Annotated in this window: 16 protein-coding genes; 12 read left to right on the top strand and 4 right to left on the bottom strand. The window is 69.3% G+C overall.

Annotation, left to right across the window (positions count from 1 at the left end):
* Positions 1 to 113 precede the first annotated feature (113 nt).
* From HNR30_RS19130 to HNR30_RS19100, 7 genes are read left to right on the top strand one after another with little or no spacing between them, the layout of a single operon-like run.
* Positions 114 to 2,021 carry a hypothetical protein gene (locus HNR30_RS19130; protein WP_181611278.1) on the top strand — a complete coding sequence of 636 codons (1,908 nt, stop codon included), beginning with the start codon at positions 114 to 116 and terminating at the stop codon, positions 2,019 to 2,021.
* A gap of 2 nt (positions 2,022 to 2,023) precedes the next feature.
* Positions 2,024 to 2,290: a WXG100 family type VII secretion target gene (locus HNR30_RS19125; RefSeq protein ID WP_181611277.1), complete on the top strand. Its 267-nt coding sequence runs from the start codon at positions 2,024 to 2,026 to the stop codon at positions 2,288 to 2,290.
* 16 nt (positions 2,291 to 2,306) lie between these two features.
* Positions 2,307 to 4,106, top strand: coding sequence for a polymorphic toxin type 17 domain-containing protein (locus HNR30_RS50190; RefSeq protein WP_181611276.1), 1,800 nt, complete (start codon positions 2,307 to 2,309; stop codon positions 4,104 to 4,106).
* Positions 4,106 to 4,552: a hypothetical protein gene (locus HNR30_RS19115; RefSeq protein WP_181611275.1), complete on the top strand. Its 447-nt coding sequence runs from the start codon at positions 4,106 to 4,108 to the stop codon at positions 4,550 to 4,552. The genes HNR30_RS50190 and HNR30_RS19115 overlap by 1 nt, the downstream gene beginning before the upstream one ends.
* Complete coding sequence (locus HNR30_RS19110; RefSeq protein ID WP_181611274.1) at positions 4,539 to 4,856, top strand: hypothetical protein; 318 nt, start codon at positions 4,539 to 4,541, stop codon at positions 4,854 to 4,856. The genes HNR30_RS19115 and HNR30_RS19110 overlap by 14 nt, the downstream gene beginning before the upstream one ends.
* The gene (locus HNR30_RS19105; RefSeq protein ID WP_181611273.1) at positions 4,856 to 6,712 is read left to right on the top strand and encodes a C2 family cysteine protease; all 1,857 of its coding nucleotides are present in this window, start codon (positions 4,856 to 4,858) and stop codon (positions 6,710 to 6,712) included. The genes HNR30_RS19110 and HNR30_RS19105 overlap by 1 nt, the downstream gene beginning before the upstream one ends.
* On the top strand, positions 6,709 to 7,068 hold the full coding sequence (locus tag HNR30_RS19100; RefSeq protein WP_181611272.1) for a hypothetical protein: 360 nt from the start codon (positions 6,709 to 6,711) through the stop codon (positions 7,066 to 7,068). The genes HNR30_RS19105 and HNR30_RS19100 overlap by 4 nt, the downstream gene beginning before the upstream one ends.
* On the opposite strand, the gene HNR30_RS19095 is transcribed toward HNR30_RS19100, so the two are convergent.
* Complete coding sequence (locus HNR30_RS19095; protein WP_181611271.1) at positions 7,055 to 7,306, bottom strand: hypothetical protein; 252 nt, start codon at positions 7,304 to 7,306, stop codon at positions 7,055 to 7,057. The genes HNR30_RS19100 and HNR30_RS19095 overlap by 14 nt on opposite strands.
* Positions 7,307 to 7,356: 50 nt before the next feature.
* Between HNR30_RS19095 and HNR30_RS19090 the strand changes: the two genes are divergently transcribed.
* Genes HNR30_RS19090 through HNR30_RS19075 form a run of 4 tightly spaced genes read left to right on the top strand, consistent with a single transcriptional unit; the run spans position 7,357 to position 14,457 of the window.
* A complete protein-coding gene (locus HNR30_RS19090) occupies positions 7,357 to 8,673 on the top strand; it encodes a PE-PGRS family protein (protein WP_181611270.1) in 1,317 nt (438 codons plus the stop codon).
* A gap of 11 nt (positions 8,674 to 8,684) precedes the next feature.
* Entirely contained in the window at positions 8,685 to 9,500 is an 816-nt protein-coding gene (locus HNR30_RS19085) for a hypothetical protein (protein ID WP_181611269.1), read from the top strand.
* Entirely contained in the window at positions 9,497 to 10,018 is a 522-nt protein-coding gene (locus HNR30_RS19080; RefSeq protein WP_181611268.1) for a hypothetical protein, read from the top strand. The genes HNR30_RS19085 and HNR30_RS19080 overlap by 4 nt, the downstream gene beginning before the upstream one ends.
* 11 nt (positions 10,019 to 10,029) lie before the next feature.
* Positions 10,030 to 14,457, top strand: coding sequence for an FtsK/SpoIIIE domain-containing protein (locus HNR30_RS19075; protein ID WP_246378881.1), 4,428 nt, complete (start codon positions 10,030 to 10,032; stop codon positions 14,455 to 14,457).
* Here HNR30_RS19075 and HNR30_RS19070 read toward each other — a convergent pair.
* Positions 14,454 to 15,050 (bottom strand): ArsR/SmtB family transcription factor, encoded by a 597-nt coding sequence (locus HNR30_RS19070; RefSeq protein ID WP_181611267.1) that lies wholly within the window; start codon positions 15,048 to 15,050, stop codon positions 14,454 to 14,456. The genes HNR30_RS19075 and HNR30_RS19070 overlap by 4 nt on opposite strands.
* 69 nt (positions 15,051 to 15,119) lie before the next feature.
* Here HNR30_RS19070 and HNR30_RS19065 point away from each other — a divergent pair, with 69 nt between their 5' ends.
* Positions 15,120 to 16,325 carry an MFS transporter gene (locus HNR30_RS19065; protein WP_181611266.1) on the top strand — a complete coding sequence of 402 codons (1,206 nt, stop codon included), beginning with the start codon at positions 15,120 to 15,122 and terminating at the stop codon, positions 16,323 to 16,325.
* A gap of 1 nt (position 16,326) precedes the next feature.
* Here HNR30_RS19065 and HNR30_RS19060 read toward each other — a convergent pair whose 3' ends face one another.
* Positions 16,327 to 16,602 carry a WXG100 family type VII secretion target gene (locus tag HNR30_RS19060; RefSeq protein WP_181611265.1) on the bottom strand — a complete coding sequence of 92 codons (276 nt, stop codon included), beginning with the start codon at positions 16,600 to 16,602 and terminating at the stop codon, positions 16,327 to 16,329.
* A gap of 131 nt (positions 16,603 to 16,733) precedes the next feature.
* Positions 16,734 to 17,006, bottom strand: a complete 273-nt coding sequence (locus tag HNR30_RS19055) for a WXG100 family type VII secretion target (RefSeq protein ID WP_181611264.1) — start codon at positions 17,004 to 17,006, stop codon at positions 16,734 to 16,736.
* Positions 17,007 to 17,043: the final 37 nt, after the last annotated feature.

Raw genomic sequence — 17,043 nt, 5'->3', positions numbered from 1 at the left:
ACCACAGAAACACCCTCAGCCACGAGAGTGACGGAATAGTGAACGTTTCCGAAAGATCGGCCGTGGCACGTTCCATGGCTATAGCGTCACAAAAGTTATGAAAGTGACACGACATGACTGAGTTCGTGGGGCTCAATCCAGGCGCCGCGACCAAGCTGGCCACCGCACTCAAAACGGCCGCGGAATCCGCGGGTCCGCTCAAGGGCGCACTGTCGGGCGGCATCGCGGAAGCGGGCGCCGCCTTCCCCAGCGGGGCCAGGGGCTCCGAGCAGATCGGCCAGTGCGGGACCTTCCTCAGCGACTCCGAGCGCGACCTGAAATGGCGGATCCAGACCATCCAGTCCGTGCCAGGCGCGCGGCGGGTGCGTGACGACTTCCGGGTGGCCGACTTCCCCTACTCCAGCGCCGACGCGGCCAAGCGAGCGGGCGAAGACGAGGCGCAGAAGCTCAAGGACGCGTGGGCGGCCTACGAGAAGGACCCGCGCATGAGCAACTTCGACGAGATGCTCAAGCTGCTCAAGAGCGACCAGATGAAGGACCCCGCCTTCGCCGCGGGCTTCCTGAACAAGCTGGGCCACAAGGCCTACGGCGACATCATGGCCAAGTGGATGGAGTACAACAAGGACCCGTACGGCAAGGGCCTGACGCCCAAGGAGCTGGAGGAGTTCAAGAAGGAGCTCGGCCCGCTGGTCGACGCCTTCGCCGCCGCTGACGCCGCCGGGCTCGTGCCGGACCTGCGCAAGCACCTGCTGACCACCTCCGGGCCCGACGTGATGACGGCACTGCTGGCGGCCGCTCCGCAGTCGAAGGAGTTCATCGTCGAGGCGGGCAAGTACCTGGCCTCGGCGGTGACCGGTCACACGGGACCGGAGGACAACTGGCGGCTGTACTGGTTCTTCAAGGCGCTCGACGGCAATCCCGAGGCCTTCCAGGCGCTGCTGGCCACCGACCAGACGACCGCCGACCGGCTGCTGCAGCCCCTGGTCCTGGAGGAAGGCCGCCCGCCGGGCCTGGACGCCCTGGTCAGCGGGGCGATCGCCAAGGCGCTCACGGGCGGCTTCCCCGGGCCCGAGCGGCGCAAGGCACTCGCCCACGCGGCCGCCGCCTACACCGACTCCTTCGGCAAGGACCCCGTCCTCAAGAAGGCCCTCGTCGACGCGCTCAACACCGAACTCGGCGACCCGAAGACCGGCAGGGAGGCCTTCCAGACGCTCGCCAAGGCCCTGTCCGCGCGCGGGCTCAAGCCGGCCGCCCTCGGCGACGCCGAGATCAACGCGATCGTCGCCAAGCACGCCGCCACCTGGCTGCCGGAGATCGCCGCGCTCACCGCCTCGCGCAACGACAAGGAGCTCGGCTACCTCAACCCCGGCAAGGGCTGGGACAACCTGAGCGAGAAGGACCTGACCAACCTCATCGCCGGGATCTTCCAGCGCCCCGAGGGCCGCCAGACCCTCTCGGACGGCATGCGCCTGCTCACCGGCTCGCTCGACATGGGCGGCGGTGACCTCAACAACCCCGAGGACCGCAAGAAGTTCACCCTCGCCATGGCGCAGCTGGGCGCCCTGGGCAGCCTCATGGTCGGGGCCGTGCACGACATCGACCTCAAGGAGGAGGAGCGCCGCAAGATCGTCGTCGAGACGCTCATCCTGCCGATCGACCTGACCATCGGCCGCCTGGGCAAGCTGGTGCCCGGCGAGGTCTCCAGCACGATCTGGAAGAACCTCCTGGAGGAGCGGCTCAAGTGGCCCGTCGCGGGCAACCTGGCCAAGACCCTCGACAAGGAGGACAACTTCTTCCAGAAGCTGCCCCTCATCGGCGGGCTGTTCGGCGGCAACGAGAACGGCGAGGCCAGCGACCTGGTCATCGAGCTGTCGGAGGAGCACATGAAGGCCTACGAGGACCGGCTCAAGGCCGCCGGCGCACCCCCGCTCAGTCCCGAGGACCGGGTGCTGCTCAAGAACGCCATCCAGGGCTTCTACACCGAGGCCGTGGTCGATGCCCTGAAGAAGCGCGGAGGCTGAGCGTGGGTGACAAGGCGGCCCAGGCCGCGGCCAAGGAGGAGCTGGCAAAGAAGTTCGACCGCTGGGCCGGGGAGGTCGAGGGCCTGCTGAAGGAGATCACCACGACGCCCTCGGGCGGGCGGGAGATCTGGACGGGCCCGGCGGCCGACCGGTTCAACGGCACGCTCAAGACGCAGCGCAACAACCTCAGCGACCTGGGCTCGGCGTGCCGTACGACGGCCGAGAACCTCCGTCGCGAGGCCCGTGAACTGCGAGAGTCCGGCAAATGATCGTAAGGTGTCCCTCGTGCCTCCTCCAGACAGAGACAGCGGCGGCGAGTTCGCAGGCATCGACCCGGTCCAGCTGAAGGGCATGATCGGCGACCTCGACGACGTCACGTCACTGATCAACGAGAAGATGTCCAACCTCGACCGCGACTTCGGGCGGGCCGGGCTCGGCACCAAGCACATCACCACGCTCAAGACCGTCTCCGACTGGATCCACGGCGAGCTGCCCATGCTGCGGCGCCGCCACTCCATGACCGAGCAGATCTCCAAGGAACAGGGCGTCCACGGGTTCACCGGCTCGATGGTCCAGTCGGAGTGGGAGGGCCACTTCAAGACCAAGGAGGAGGCCCAGGCCAAGGCGAAGGAGCTCGCGGGGAAGTACAAGCACCCGGCGGAGTTCCCCGACGACGTCTGGGAGCAGATCCGGAAATATCAGTTCGACCCGGACTTCGCCGAGACCTTCGCCAAGGAGCTCGGCCCGGAGAAGCTCCAGCTCCTCGCCGCTCGGGCCAAGAGCCCCGACGCCTGGGGCGACGACGAGAAGGCGACCGAGGGCCGCTTCTCCGCCCTCGCCAACATCCTGGCCGTGGCGAGCCACCGGGGCGTCATCGACGACAAGTGGGTGGAGAAGATGGGTCTCCCCCTCATGGCCGACCTGATGATGCACGGCACCTGGAACACCCAGACCCTCGTCCGCATCGGCAACCAGGCGCTCAAGAGCATGCAGCTCGGCGGCGGCAACGTCATCACCGCCAAGATCCTCGACGCCGTCGCCCGCAACCCGATCGCCGCCCACGAGCTCTACAAGACCAACTTCGAGCTCATCAACACCATGGCGTACGGCAAGCACATCGGGTGGATCAACACCAAGAGCCCCCAGCTCGGCGATCCCCTGGGCCGTTTCATGAAGGCCGCCACGGTCGACGCCGCCGACGTGTTCGAGCGCATGAACCCCGGCGCCAAGAACCCCGCCGACGAGCTGGTGCTCAAGCTCTTCCAGGAAGTGGCCGAGCACAAGGACGAGCGGTTCCCCTTCGAGGGCGTCGAGGACGCCTTCATCGAGATCGTCCAGCGCTTCTTCAAGGGCACCTACACCGAGGACCTGCTTCCCGAGGGCGGGCTGACCTGGTACCAGTCGGTCCAGCTCGTCGCCGACCTGGTGGGCATCTTCGACCCGACGCCCATCTCCGACGGCGTCTCGGGCCTGATGTCGCTCGGCGAGGGCGACTGGAAGGGCGCCATGCTCTCCATGGCGGCGATGGTCCCCTACTTCGGGGACGCCGCCGCCAAGCCGATCAAGACCTTCATGACGCTGGTGAAGGCCTTCCCGGCACTCAAGATCTTCTTCAAGGTGCCCGACGACGTCGCCACCGACGCCAACAAGCTCAAGGCCTACGTCAAGGTCATCACTGAGGGCTTCGACAACCTCAAGAACACCCTCAAGAACGTCGACCTGAAGAACCCCGGCAAGGTCATGGACGCCCTCGGTGTCGTCAACCGCCTCCACACCGACGCGGCCAAGATCTATGCCAAGTACCCCAAGTGGGCCGAACGGGCCAAGAAGCTGGGCCTGCCCACCGACGGACCGGTACCGTTCGTGCCACCGAAGAACTGGGACCCCAACCGCGCCAACGCGGGAAGCGGCATCACCGACGCCTTCGGCAACGTGTGGCAGCGCGGCAAGCAGCACGGCCGCGGCCAGAACAACGTCGGCAAGGAATGGGACGTGCAGGTCAAGAAGGACGGCGGCCTGGCCAAGCTCACCGCCGACGGCAAGCATCTCAACGTCGAATGGGAGACCGGGCGGGTGGGCAACTGATGGCCAGGCAGGTGACGATCACGCTGAACGTGGCGGCCCCCGGCAGGAACGAGGTCGAGCGGCTCGCCACCCCGATCCTGGAGCGCCTCGGGGGCTACGGCGACGTGTCCGCCGAGCCGTACTGGAAGATCGAGGGGACCTGGATGGTCACGGCCGACCTGGGCGTGCGCGAGGGCGACTCGGTGACGCTGGTCGGCCAGGTGCTCGGCCTGCTCGGGGTCCAGGCGCCGGTCGAGGGCGACGCCGACGTGGCCGACGCGACCTGGTTCGACGACGAGAGCCCCTTCGAGGGCGTCGACTGGATCTCCGTCTCCGCCAGCCATCCCGGCCAGGTGGAGGCCGAGATCGAGGAGCTCGTCCCCCTGCCCCCGGACCCGCCTCTCAGCAAGGAAGAGGTCGACGTCCTGATGACCAAGCTGCGAGGTGACGACGATGGCCGAGGTTGACAACCCCAAGTGGGAGTACCTGAAGAACCTCCTGGACAAGGTGCACGCCATCCAGGGGGCGATGGACAAGAAGCTGAACAAGCCGGCCAACGCCATGGACAGCGGCAAGGTGTGGACCAGCAAGACGGCCACGGAGTGGAAGGGCCACCTGCACGACCGGGTGAAGGCCTACAACGGCGCGGTCGGCGCGCTCGACGACGAGGTGTCGGCGATGTTGTCGGCCACGCCGCGCAAGTGCTCGCAGGAGGAGGCCGACCGCTGGCACCAGCAGGTCAACTCCTATAACCGCACCTCGAGGTACTGATGGCCCCCGAGCCCCAGGGCGGCGAGTTCGCGGGCATCGATCCGGTGCAGCTGAAGGCCATGATCGGTGATCTCGACGACGTCAAGTCGCTGATCAACGAGAAGACGTCCAACCTTGACCGCGACTTCGGCCGCGCCGGGCTCGGCACCAAGCACATCACCACGCTGAAGACCGTCTCCGACTGGATCTACGGCGAGCTGCCGATGTTACGCAGGCGCCAGTCGATGACCGAGCAGATCTCCAAGGAGCACGGCGTCTACGGCTTCACCGGGTCGATGGTGGAGTCGGAGTGGACGGGCCACTTCAAGAGCAAGGAAGAGGCCCAGGCCAAGGCCAAGGAGCTGGCGGCAAAGTACGAGCATCCAGGCGAGTTCCCGGCCGACGTCTGGGAGCAGATCCGGACGTATCAATTCGACCCGGACTTCGCCGAGGCGTTCGCCAAGGAGCTCGGCCCCGACAAGATCGGCTGGCTGGCCGGCCGGGCCAAGAACCCCGACTCGTGGGGCGACGACGACGAGGACACCGAAGGCCGCTTCACCGCCATCGCCAACATCCTGGCCGTGGCCAGCCACCGCGGCGTGATCAACGACGACTGGCTGAAGAAGTTCGACCCCATGGGCCGCGGCACCGACTACAACATGCTCGCCGACCTGATGATGCACGGCACCTGGAACAAGGACACCGTCGTCAAGATCGTCAACGGCGGTCTCAAGGACGGCGCCCAGAACTACACGATCGCCAAACTCCTCGACGCCGCGGCGCGCAACCCCTTCGCGGCCACGCAGATCTACTCCGACAACTTCGAGCGCATCAGCGCCATGGTGTCGGGCGACGCGTGGGGCTGGGTGCAGATCAAGGACGACAAGCTCGTCGGCCCGCTGTCGCGCTTCGTCAACGCGGCCACACTCGAGTCGCAGCAGAACTACGAGCGCATGAACCCCAACGGGCCCAACCCGGCCGAGGGCCTGATGGCGCGGGTACTCGGCCTCACCCAGACCAAGCGCGGCTTCACCAGCCCGCACGGCGACATCCAGAAGACCCTGGACACGATCGTCAACGACTGGGCCGAGAAGCTGACGGTGCCCAATCCGGAGACGCTGAACGGCGGGACCTACAGCCCGCTGCACCCGCCGCCCGACCCCAAGCTCCCGATCGACTGGGAGCAGGTGTCGCAGGGCGGCATCGGCGACTGCTGGTTCCTGGCGGGGTTGATCGCCGAGCTCAAGCGCGATCCGAACTTCCTGTCCAAGCGCATGGTGCTCAATCCCGACGGCACGTACACGGTCACGTTCTTCCGCGACGGAAAGCCGGTGAAGGTGCGGGTCGACGGGCAGGTCTCGTCCAACGGCCAGAACGGGCCGCCCCTGGTCAACATCTTCGAGAAGGCCTACGCCCAGTTCCGCGGCAACGGCCGGTTCCGCGGCATCGAGGGCGACTCGGAGTACATCCCGGACGTGGGCGAGTACTTCTCGCCCAACCGCTGGCGCGACGGCCACATCCTGCGGCCGTGGGAGGACCTGACCGGCAAGGACCGCCCGGCCATGGACGCTGACGACATCACCTACGACCGGCTCAAGGACCTGGTCGACAAGAAGGTGCCGATGACGATGAGTGTTCCCAACGAGGTGAACTTCGACGGTCGCACAGGACCCGGCAACAAGCTGGTCAGCGACCACGTCTACGTCATCGAGAAGGTCTTCAAGGACTCCAGCGGCAAGGAGATGGTCCTGTTGTCCAACCCCTGGGGACCGGGGCCCGAGCAGAAGGTCGAGATCCCGCTGGAGTGGATCAAGGATCGGGCCCACAACTCCTTCCCGCTCCTCAACCGGGTCGAGGTCAGCGGGGAGGAGAAATGAGGTGGCGCTGGGTCGTCGCCGCCGGTCTGGCCCTGATCGTGGCGGGCGCCGTGATGGGCGTGCTCGCCTGGAACGAGCGCCCGCCCGCTCCTGCGGCGGGGCTGACCCGGCTCACGCTGCCGCGGGCTTCCGGCCTGCCCCCGCTCGACCACCGCTACCCGGGCGGCACGGTCTCGCTCAACGCGGTGCTCGGCGACGACGAGGTCTTCCTCGGCATCTCCGGCACCCACCAGGAGACCACGGTGCGCAAGGGCCAGACGATCGAGATCCCCGGAGGCACCCTGACCCTCGTGGAGATCTGGAACGTCTGGCAGCGCGCCCACGACGCCGTGGACGTCAAGATCACTTCTGGTTGAGCAGGTCCGTGGCCGCCTTGTCGAGCCGCTCCGCCTCGTCGCGGATCTTGCCCGCGGTCTCGGAGCAGCGGGTGCGCCACGTGCCGATCTCGCCGCGTACCCGGTCGGTCAGCGGGCCCGACCAGTCCATCTTGCCGGCGTAGTCGCGCACCTCGTCGACCAGCTTCTCCACATGGTCGGCGAAGTCGCGCAGCTTCTTCGCCTTGCCCTGCATCTCCTCGACTTCGGGAGGCGGCATATGTGAATCACCTACTTCCTGACTTTTGTTGACATATACAGTGGCACGTCATGGGAGACCGCGGCTTCAAACCAGACCAACTGGAGCGACTGGCGGGCATGATGGGCCGGCTGGGCACGTCGGCCGACGAGGCCTTCAAACGGGCCAGTTCGCTGGGTGTGACCCCCCAGATGTCGGCGCTGCGCGAGCTGCCGGGCTGGGCCCAGAAGCAGGATCCCGACCTGCGCAAGCGGGCGGCCCTGCTCCGGCTGCAGACCGGCGATCCCTTCGCCGGGCTGGCCTGGGCGGGCTTCTCCCCCCTCGAGATCTCCGCCAACGGCGACAAGCTCGACCCCACCACGCTGGTCTACGTCAACACCGTCGCCGCGTGGGCGGCGGAGAACGGCAAGACCGACCTGAGCCGCAAGCCGGGCGAGGGCATCGACGACTACCTCAAGCGGCTGGAGGCCGCGGCGGTCGCCAAGGTCATCCCGGCGCTGGAGCCGCACCAGGAGACCGTGGCCAAGGTGCTGAAGGTCTTCGGCGACGCGCGCGGCGTCGCCACGGCCACGCCGATCGTCACCGCCCAGAGCGCCGCGCTGCTGCGCCTGATGGCCAACAACAAGGCCTGGCAGCCGCTCATCAACAAGCTCACCGGCGGCAGGTGGACGATCCAGACCAGGTCGGCGACCGCTCCCGGCACCTACCTGAGCACGCTGACCCGCAAGCTCTTCATGAAGAGCCAGCTCTACCGCGACTACGTCGCGATGTTGCCCGAGTACGCCGAGATGGACCGGGTCGGCCAGGCCACCAACGCGGGCCGTGCCCTGCTCGGCGCCCGGGTGAACAACTTCATCAACCTGACCTTCGGCAACAACAACCTGGTCAAGGCGCTGGAGATCAGCACCCATTCCGGGCAGACCGCCACCCTGGCCGGGCAGGCCAACCTCTTCAAGGTCTGGGCGGCCACCGCCGACCCCAAGAAGCTCGAGGCCGCCGCGGTCATCCTCAAGGCCGACCCGTCGAAGCTGACCCGCATGGGCGTGCTCGCCAAGAGCGCGGGCGGCCTGCGCATGCTGGGCGTGGCGGGCGGCGTGGCCTCCACGCTGTATTCGGGCGCGAACGTCATCTCGCAGGGCAACCCGGTCGACGCGTTCAAGCGCAAGGGCGCGGGGTACGTCGCCGATGTCGCCGAGCTGGGCTTCAACGCCTCGCTGACCGCCGCCATGATCGCGCCCAACCCGATCACGATCGGCGCCACCGTGGTCTTCGGCGCCGTCTACGTGGGCGCCAAGGTGGTGGAACACTGGGATGACATCAAGGAGGGCGCCGGCAAGGTGGTCGACAAGGCCAAGGATCTCGTCAAGTCACTCAACCCGTTCGACTAAGGATCGCGCAGATGCCTTCGCATGACAGTGCCCGTGACCGTTTCCGCCTGGCCCAGGCGCATCTGGGCGTGCTCGGCTGCCTGTATTCAGGTGAGGCGATCCCCGCCGAGCTCCGCGAGGCGCACCTGGAGCTGCGCGAGGCCGGGTTCCTGGCCGACGACGACAGCGCCATGCCCGAGCTCGCCCCGCTGGTGAGCGCCCTGGCCGAGCCCGTCATGGTGGTCAACATCGAGGTCACGGGGCCTGAAGGCATCACGGGCAACGGCGCGATCGTCGGCAACGACTCCTGCTACGTCTACGAGACCTGGCCGGGAGAGGTCGAGTCCGAGTACGTCCCGACCGACCTGTCCACGCTGGTCTGGTCGCTGGCCCGGGTGGTGGGCCTGCGCGAGCGCGACGCCAAGCCGCCGCAGGCGCCGGTCATCCACACCACCATGGCCGCGATGGACGCCGGCTTCGCCGAGCTGGGCCGACTCAACACCGACAGCACCAGCGAGGCGGCCGAGCCCGTGCGGGCGGCCATCGCGCGGGCGAGCGGGCTGGCCGACCCCGAGCTGACGATCCTGACCCACCTGCTGCTGCAGCTGACCGGCAACTGGCGCATGACCGTGGCCTGGCCCAACGCCGAGGGCAAGGGCACCGACGTGCACGGCATGGCGGTGCTCGACTGCGGTCCGCTGGGCTACTGGGTGCGCGAGCGTCCCGCCGAGCCGATCCTGCCCGGCCAGGTGACCCCCGACAGCGAGCTGCGCCTGGTCTTCGCCGACGCGCGCGAGCTCTGGGACCGGATCGTCAACCTGATCCCCGACGAGCCGCCGTCGTCGTGATCGTCCTGACGCGCAGTGTCCCACCAGGGGCGGTCATCGTGCTGTCCGGTACGACTCAGCCGTACGGGTCCATCGAGGTCACGGTGGCCAAGCGCCCCCGCATGGCCACTCTCGAATGCCCGGGGCTGCCCAGGGCGGTGCTCAGCCACCCCGACACCTCCCGGGAGGGCCGGGTGCCGCTCGACGAGCGCACGACGCTGACGGTCGGCGAGCTGCCGGTGATCGTGACGCAGGGGCGCGGCCTGGCCAGGAAGGATCGGGCGCTGAAGATCTCGATGGGCGGCCGCGACTACACCTACCTGGCGACGGGCGCCAACGTGGAGGAGCTGGCCGGCCTGGTGCGCTCGCACGCTCCCCTGGGGTCGACGACCACGGTGACGGTGTCGCCGGAGGCGGGGCCGTACGAGGTCGCGCTGGCCCTGATCCTGCTGGGAGCGGACACCAACCCACTTACTCTGACAAGACGCGCCATTTCCGGCGTAGTCGGTTTCCTGCAGACAGGTCAGGGCGAAGCATAAGCTTTGGTCCCATGATGCGCATCTCCCTCACGGCGCTCACCCGTAACGGCCCGCGCGACGTGGTCGCCCAGGCCGACGACACGGTCACCGCCGGGCGCTTCGCCGAGGTGCTGGGCGAGTCGCTCGGCGAGCCCCGCGCCCAGGTCGTCGCCCATCCCGCCTGGGCCAGCGGTCCGCTGCACCAGCGGGCCGGGCACCTGGGCGGCCTGTGGGTCAACGGCCGGCCCGTCGACCCGTCGACGCCCGCCGGGCAGGTGCTGCGTGACGGTGACATCGTCGCCTTCGACCCGGCGGCCGCCGCCGCCACGCATCGGGGCGAGCCCAGCGGAGCGGTCGAGCTGCGCGTCTCCAGCGGCCCCGCGGCCGGCGCCGTGCACCGGCTCGGCTTCGGCACCTACTCCGTGGGCACCTCACCCGGCTGCTCGGTGCAACTGCCCGACCAGAACACCGGGCCGCACGCCTTCTCGGTGCACGTGACGGTGCACGAGGCCATGGTCGAGCCCGCGCCCGGCGCCTTCGTGCTGCTGGAGGGCAGGCAGCTGGCCGGTCCGGAACGCTGGACTCCCGGGCAGGTGCTCATCACCGGGGCCAGTGTCCTGACCCTCATGCTGCCGGAGAATCCCGACGCGCACCTGACGCCGATCGAGAGCGGGCTGGCCTACAACCGGCCGCCGCGGCTGAGCCAGCCGCCCCGCACCAAGCCCATCGAGGTGCCGATCGAGCCGCAGCGCCCCACCCACCAGCGCCTGCAGTTGCTGACGAGCGTGCTGTTCGGTGTCGGCGGCGTGGTCATGGCCATCGCGTTCAACCAGCCGCTGTTCCTGCTCATGGCGCTGCTGACCCCGCTCACCATGGTCGGCCAGTGGTACAGCGACCGCCGCCACGGCAAACGCAGCCACAAGCAGGCGCTGAAGGAGTTCCGCCTCAAGCGCGACACCTTCGCCCAGGCGCTCGAACTCCTGCGCCTCGACGACCAGGCCGAGCGGCGCGCCCAGTTGCCCGACCCCGCCGAGACCCTGCTGACCGCCACCGGTCCGCGACGCAGGTTGTGGGAGCGCCGCAGCCACGACGCCGACACGCTCCACCTGCGCGTGGGCGTGGCCGACCAGACCTCGCTCATCGAGCTGATCGTCGAGCACGGCAGCAACGCCTCCAACCGGGAGCTGCCCTCGGTGCCGGTCTCGCATGCCGTACCCCTGGCTGTGCCGATGCCGCAGGTCGGCGTGCTGGGCCTGACCGGCGCGCGCCAGACCTCGCGGGCGCTCGGCCGCTGGCTGGTCGCCCAGGCCGCCGCCCTGCACAGCCCGCGCGACCTGGCCATCGTGGTGCTGTCGGCCGACCACGAGGGCGAGGCGAGCTGGAACTGGGTGCGCTGGCTCCCGCACGCCGCCCCGCACGAGGGCGAGGAGTGCCTGTCGCTGGTCGGAGCCGACCCCGAGTCGGCGGCCAGGCGGGCGGTCGAACTCGTCAACAAGATCCAGGCGCGGCGGGCCAGCAAGAAGTCGAACATGGACTTCGGCGGCTTCGGCGGCCTCAACGAGGACAAGCGCGCCTTCGCCGGGTACGCCAGCGAGAAGCCGTACGACATCCTGGTCGTCCTCGACGGCGCGCGGGCCCTGCGCAGCCTGCCCGGCATGCCGCAGATCCTGCAGTTCGGCCCGACCGTCGGCGTCTACAGCATCTGCATCGACGACGACCAGCGCCTGCTGCCCGAGGAGTGCACCACGGTCGCCGTCTGCGACCTCGACAGGCCCGCCTTCGTCCGGCTCAGCGGCGCCATGCAGAGCGCGGAGGTCATCGCCGACCAGGTCAACAGCCCCTGGTGCGACCGCTTCGGCCGGGCGCTGGCCCCGCTGCGCGACGTCAGCCGCGAGGACGCCGACTCCGCGATCCCCACCTCGGCCAGGCTGCTCGACCTGCTGGGCATGCCCGACCCCGCCCCCGAGCAGATCGCCTCCTACTGGTCGCGCGGGCGCACCACCCGGGTGCCGATCGGCATCGGCGCCGACGGCCTCTACACCCTCGACCTGCGCCTGGACGGCCCGCACGGCCTCGTCGCCGGCACCACAGGCGCCGGTAAGTCGGAGCTGCTGCAGTCGTTCATCGCCTCGCTGGCCGTGCACAACCGGCCCGACGAGATGAACTTCGTGCTCATCGACTACAAGGGCGGCTCGGCCTTCAAGGACTGCGCCAAGCTGCCGCACACGGTCGGCATGGTCAGCGACCTCGACGGCCACCTCACCGAGCGGGCCCTGGAATCGCTGGCCGCCGAGCTCAAGCGGCGCGAGCACATGCTGCTCAGGGCCGATGCCAAGGATGTCGAGGACTACAACGACTACCGGGATCAGGGCATGGCGCTGGAGCCCATGCCGCGGCTGATCCTGATCATCGACGAGTTCGCGGCGATGGTGCAGGAACTGCCCGACTTCATCGTCGGCCTGGTCGACATCGCCCGCCGGGGCCGGTCACTCGGCGTTCACCTGATCCTGGCCACCCAACGCCCCGGCGGCGTGGTCACCCCCGACATCGCCGCCAACACCAACCTGCGCATCGCGCTGCGCGTGACCAGCAACGAGGAGTCCGCCGACGTGATCAACGCGCCGGTCGCGGCGCAGATCTCCAAGACCACCCCCGGCCGCTGCTACGTGCGCTCCGGCGCCGCCTCGCTGCACGCCGTGCAGTCGGCGCGCATCGGAGGACGCCGCCCCGGCCAGGGCAAGGCCAAGACGGAGTTCATCGACATCAGCCCGATCACGTGGATCAGGCTCGGCTCCCCGCTCGACTCACGCGCGCAGGCCGAGGACGAGTCGCTGATGGAGACCGACCTGTCGGTGCTGGTCGAGGTGATCGGCCGTACGGCCCGCGCCATGGGCGTCTCCCAGCAGCGCAGCCCGTGGCTGGAGCCGCTGGCCGACACGCTCACCCTGGCCGAGCTGGAGCCGGCCGACACCTGGACCAAGCTGCCGCTGGGCCTGGCCGACGTCCCGTCGTTGCAGATGCGTTCCACCGAGGTCTACGACCTGGCGGCCTCCGGCCACCTGCTGGTGTGTGGCTCGGCCCGCTCAGGACGCTCGACCGTGCTGCGCGCGCTGGCGGCCTCCGTCGCCGTCCAGGCGCCGCCGCGTGACGTGCACCTGTACGCCGTCGACTGCGGCAACAACGCCCTGCTCCCGCTGGTCGGCCTGCCGCACACCGGCGCCGTGGTCGGCCGTGACTCGCCCGACCGCCTCACCCGCCTGACCGACCGGCTGCTCGGCGAGATCGCCAGGCGCCAGCAGCTGCTGGCCGGGCAGGGCTTCGCCGACCTGAGCGAGCAGCGGGCGGCGGTGCCGGAGCACGAGCGCCTGCCGTATCTGCTGGTGCTCTTCGACCGCTGGGAGGGCTTCTACGCGGCCTTCGAGTCCTACGACGGCGGCAAGCTCGTCGACCAGTGGCTGCAGATCCTGCAGGAAGGCGCGGGCGTCGGCGTCAAGGTGGTGATGTCGGGCGATCGCACCACGCTGGTCGGGCGCATCTCCACGCTCTTCGACGACCGCCTGGTGCTCAAGCTGTCGGACCCGGCGGACTACAGCTACGTGGGCATGCGCGCCAAGGACGTGCCCGATCACATGCCTCCTGGACGCGGCTTCCGCGCCGCGACGGTGGTGCGCGAGGTCCAGGTCGGCCTGCTGGCCGCCGATGTGGCGGGCACGGCGCAGGTCGCCGCGCTGCACCAGCTCGGCAGGGAGGCCAAGCTGCGCTTCGGCGAGCTGGCACGGCACCTGCGTCCCTTCCGCGTCGACGCGCTGCCGACCGGCATCACGCTGGCCGAGGCGGTGGCGATGGCCGACGAGGCGCTGCCCTCCGACGCGGTCGTGTTCGGCGTGGGCGGCGACTCGCTGGGCCTGCGCGCCTTCCGCGCCGATGAGCACGGCCCCGCCCTCGTCGTGGCGGGCCCGCCCAAGAGCGGGCGCTCCACCACGCTCGTCACCATGGGCACCTGGCTGGCCCAGCGGGGCTACACGCTGGTCACCATCACGCCGCGCCGCTCACCGGTGCGCGACCTGCCCGGTGCCTCCTTCGGCGGCGAGGCCTCGCCCGACGAGGTCAGGCAGGCGCTGTCCGGCAAGCACGCACTGCTGGTCGACGACCTGGAGCTGCTGGGCAACGACAGCGAGCTGGCCGAGTGGCTGACCGATTACGTGAGCGAGGTGCGCGACACCGGCAACCTGGTCATCGGCGCGGGCAGCGTCGAGGACCTCGACTCCATGTACCGCGGTCCCGTCGTGGCCATGAAGAAGGCGCGCAACGGGCTGCTCCTGCGGCCGACCTCCACCAGCCAGGGCGACCTGCTCGGGGTACGACTGCCGCGCAGCCTGGCCACCGGCTCTGGACCGGCGGGTCGCGGGCTGATGGTGCTGGGCGGCACGTGGGAGCTGGTGCAGGTGGCGAGCGCCTAGCTCGCGGGCGGGTACACCATCGGCTGGATGTAGACGTTGACCCGCCGCCGGTCGTCAGCAGGATCGGCGGCGGCCCTGCCGCGCTCGCGCCACTGCTCGATCAGCTCGTTGAAGTCGTCGTAGAACTGCCTCAGCTCGTCCGCGGTCAGCTCCATGGGCCCGTTGACGCTGGGCAGCGTCACGTCCTGCCACTCCTGCGGCAGGCTGTGCATGGCCTCCACCGACCGCCGGTTGCGCTCGGCGGCTGCGTCGACCCACGCCAGCAGGGCGGCCCGCTGCGTGTGCTGCCCGACGGGGTCGCCGGCGAAGTCGGAGGGCGTCATCGACAGGCTGTCGGTCGGCACGAAGCGCCACCAGCGCTCGCGCTTGTCACGCGCCAGCTCGGGCGCCTCGGCCACCAGCCCGTGCTGCCCCAGCTGCTGCAGGTGATAGCTGACCGCCCCGACCGCCTCGCCCACGCGCGCGGCCAGCATGCCCACGGTGGCGGGCCCGATCTCGGCGACGGCCATGAGCAGGCGCACCCGCGTCGGATGGGCCATCGCCTTGAGCGTGCCCACGTCGTCGGGGCCGAGGTGCCGCCGTGTCTGCTCCACGGAAGAGATCCTATCGAGAGACTTGTACAAGAGTTCTTGTACAACTTATCTTGTTGAACCATGCAGCCGTTGAGAAGGAACCTCCGCTTCCAGCTGTTCTGGATGGGATCGGCCGCCTCCGAGCTGGGCTCGACGCTCTCCTGGCTCGCCTATCCCCTGCTCGTGCTCGCCCTGACCGGCTCCCCCACGCAGGCGGGCCTGGTCGGCGCCGTCGCCGTGGGCGCCGAGATCATCTGCGGCATCCCCGCCGGGGCGCTGGTGGACCGATGGGACCGCAGGCGCGTCCTGCTCGGCACCGACCTCGTGCGCATGGCCGCCATGGCGAGCCTGGCGCTGGCCCTGCTGGCCGACGCGCTGACCATGCCGCACCTGCTCGCCGTCGCCGTGGTCAACGGCGTGGCGAGCGCGCTGTTCTGGCCCGCGCACGGCGCCTCCCTGCGCGCGCTGGTGCCGAGCGAGCAACTGCCGACCGCCTACGCCCAGGAGCAGACCCGCCAGCACGCCGCGGGCCTGGCGGGCCCGGCGCTGGGCGGCGTGCTGTTCTCCCTGGGTCGCGCGATCCCGTTCCTCGTCGACGCCGTGACGTACCTGGTCTCGTTCGTCTGCGTGGCGTTCGCCCGGGTGCCCAGACGCCCGGAGACGCCCGCGGAGCCGCAGAGCATGCGTGAGGGCATCGGCGAGGCGTTCCGCTGGTTGTGGAACCAGCCCGTGCTGAGGGCGTCCGCCGCACTCGCCTTCGTGATCAACCTGGTGGTCAACGCGATGAAGCTGCCGATCATCGTGATGGTCGCCACCCCGGCGGACGTCGGCCTGGTGATGGCGGCCCTGGGCGTCGGAGGCCTCGCGGGCGCGGCCATCTCGGCCCGGCTGATGCGCCTGCTCCCCACCGGGCGCCTCATGCTCGCGGGCGTGTGGTTCCTGGCGGCCGTGCTGCCGTTCCTGGTGCTGCCGCTGGGCACCTACTGGGCAGCCGTGGTGCTGTTCGTCGCCATGCTGGCGGCGCCCGCGCTGAACATCGCGATCGAGGTCGAGATCGCCCGTACCGCGCCCGACCACATGCAGGGGCGGGTCCACGGCGTCATCGGCGTCGCCTTCGGGGGCGCCACGCCGCTCGCTCCCCTGCTCGGCGGCGTGCTCAGCCAGTACGCCGGCGCCGCGCCCGCGATCCTGATCCTGTGCGCGCCCCTGGCGCTGTGCGGCATCGCGGGCCTGTTCTCAGCGGCCCTGCGCGCGAAGAGGGACCTCCCTCGGCGGGAGGCCCCTCTTTCGGTGTAGCTCAGGCGCCGGTCGCGGCCTGGATGGCTTCCTTGTTCTTGCGGATGCCGTCCTGGGCCTCCTCAAGGGCCTGGGAAACCTTGTCGAAGGAGGACTTGTACGCCTCCCACGCGGACTTGAACTTGTCAGCGTTGGGACCGGACCACGAAGCCGGGATCTTGTTCGCCTCGCCGTCGAGCGCCTTCTTGGCGTCCAGGACCGCGCCCGACTGGGTCTTGAAGGTCTGGGACATCTTCTCCATGTCCGCGATGACTCCACCGACCTTAGCGTCGCCCATGGATCTCCCCTTTACCGTCAGTCTCAGAGATAACAGCCATCACAATAGTCACAAATCCAGACATGGCGCAGTTATCCCCATAAAGACTGACCGGGGTGCCGGCGCGGGCACCCCGGTGGTGGGCCGAGTCGTCAGCGGGTGGCGGACTCGATGTTGCCCCGGTAGGTGTTGATCACGCGGGACGCTTCGGCGAGTTCCTCCGTCATACGCTGGAACGCCGCCCGGTAGTTCTGCCAGGCACTGCCGAACCGGTCGGCGCCGGGCCCGGTCCAGGCGGTGCCGACCTTGGCAGCCTCCCGGTCGAGCGCGGCCATGGTGGCGCGTACGGTCTCCGACTGCTGGGTGAACTGCGTCGCCATCTGCTGCATTTCAGCGGGATTGCCACCGAGCAGGCTCTGGCTCATGCCGTACCTCCTGGATCGACGCTAGAAGCGCCCCAAC

Origin of the sequence: Nonomuraea soli (genome assembly GCF_013761175.1) — a bacterium.
Classification (GTDB): Bacteria; Actinomycetota; Actinomycetes; order Streptosporangiales; family Streptosporangiaceae; genus Nonomuraea; species Nonomuraea soli.
Note: the sequence above shows the minus strand (reverse complement) of the source record. Positions and strands in the feature narration are given on the sequence as shown.

What these genes read in the sequence shown, in the direction of transcription:
- HNR30_RS19090 (WP_181611270.1), top strand. Translation starts at nt 7,357, where the DNA reads ATGGGAGACCGCGGCTTCAAACCAGACCAACTGGAGCGACTGGCGGGC.
- HNR30_RS19055 (WP_181611264.1), bottom strand. Translation starts at nt 17,006, where the DNA reads ATGAGCCAGAGCCTGCTCGGTGGCAATCCCGCTGAAATGCAGCAGATG.
- HNR30_RS19115 (WP_181611275.1), top strand. Translation starts at nt 4,106, where the DNA reads ATGGCCAGGCAGGTGACGATCACGCTGAACGTGGCGGCCCCCGGCAGG.
- HNR30_RS19075 (WP_246378881.1), top strand. Translation starts at nt 10,030, where the DNA reads ATGATGCGCATCTCCCTCACGGCGCTCACCCGTAACGGCCCGCGCGAC.
- HNR30_RS19085 (WP_181611269.1), top strand. Translation starts at nt 8,685, where the DNA reads ATGCCTTCGCATGACAGTGCCCGTGACCGTTTCCGCCTGGCCCAGGCG.
- HNR30_RS19095 (WP_181611271.1), bottom strand. Translation starts at nt 7,306, where the DNA reads ATGCCGCCTCCCGAAGTCGAGGAGATGCAGGGCAAGGCGAAGAAGCTG.
- HNR30_RS19100 (WP_181611272.1), top strand. Translation starts at nt 6,709, where the DNA reads ATGAGGTGGCGCTGGGTCGTCGCCGCCGGTCTGGCCCTGATCGTGGCG.
- HNR30_RS19060 (WP_181611265.1), bottom strand. Translation starts at nt 16,602, where the DNA reads ATGGGCGACGCTAAGGTCGGTGGAGTCATCGCGGACATGGAGAAGATG.
- HNR30_RS19110 (WP_181611274.1), top strand. Translation starts at nt 4,539, where the DNA reads ATGGCCGAGGTTGACAACCCCAAGTGGGAGTACCTGAAGAACCTCCTG.
- HNR30_RS19105 (WP_181611273.1), top strand. Translation starts at nt 4,856, where the DNA reads ATGGCCCCCGAGCCCCAGGGCGGCGAGTTCGCGGGCATCGATCCGGTG.
- HNR30_RS19130 (WP_181611278.1), top strand. Translation starts at nt 114, where the DNA reads ATGACTGAGTTCGTGGGGCTCAATCCAGGCGCCGCGACCAAGCTGGCC.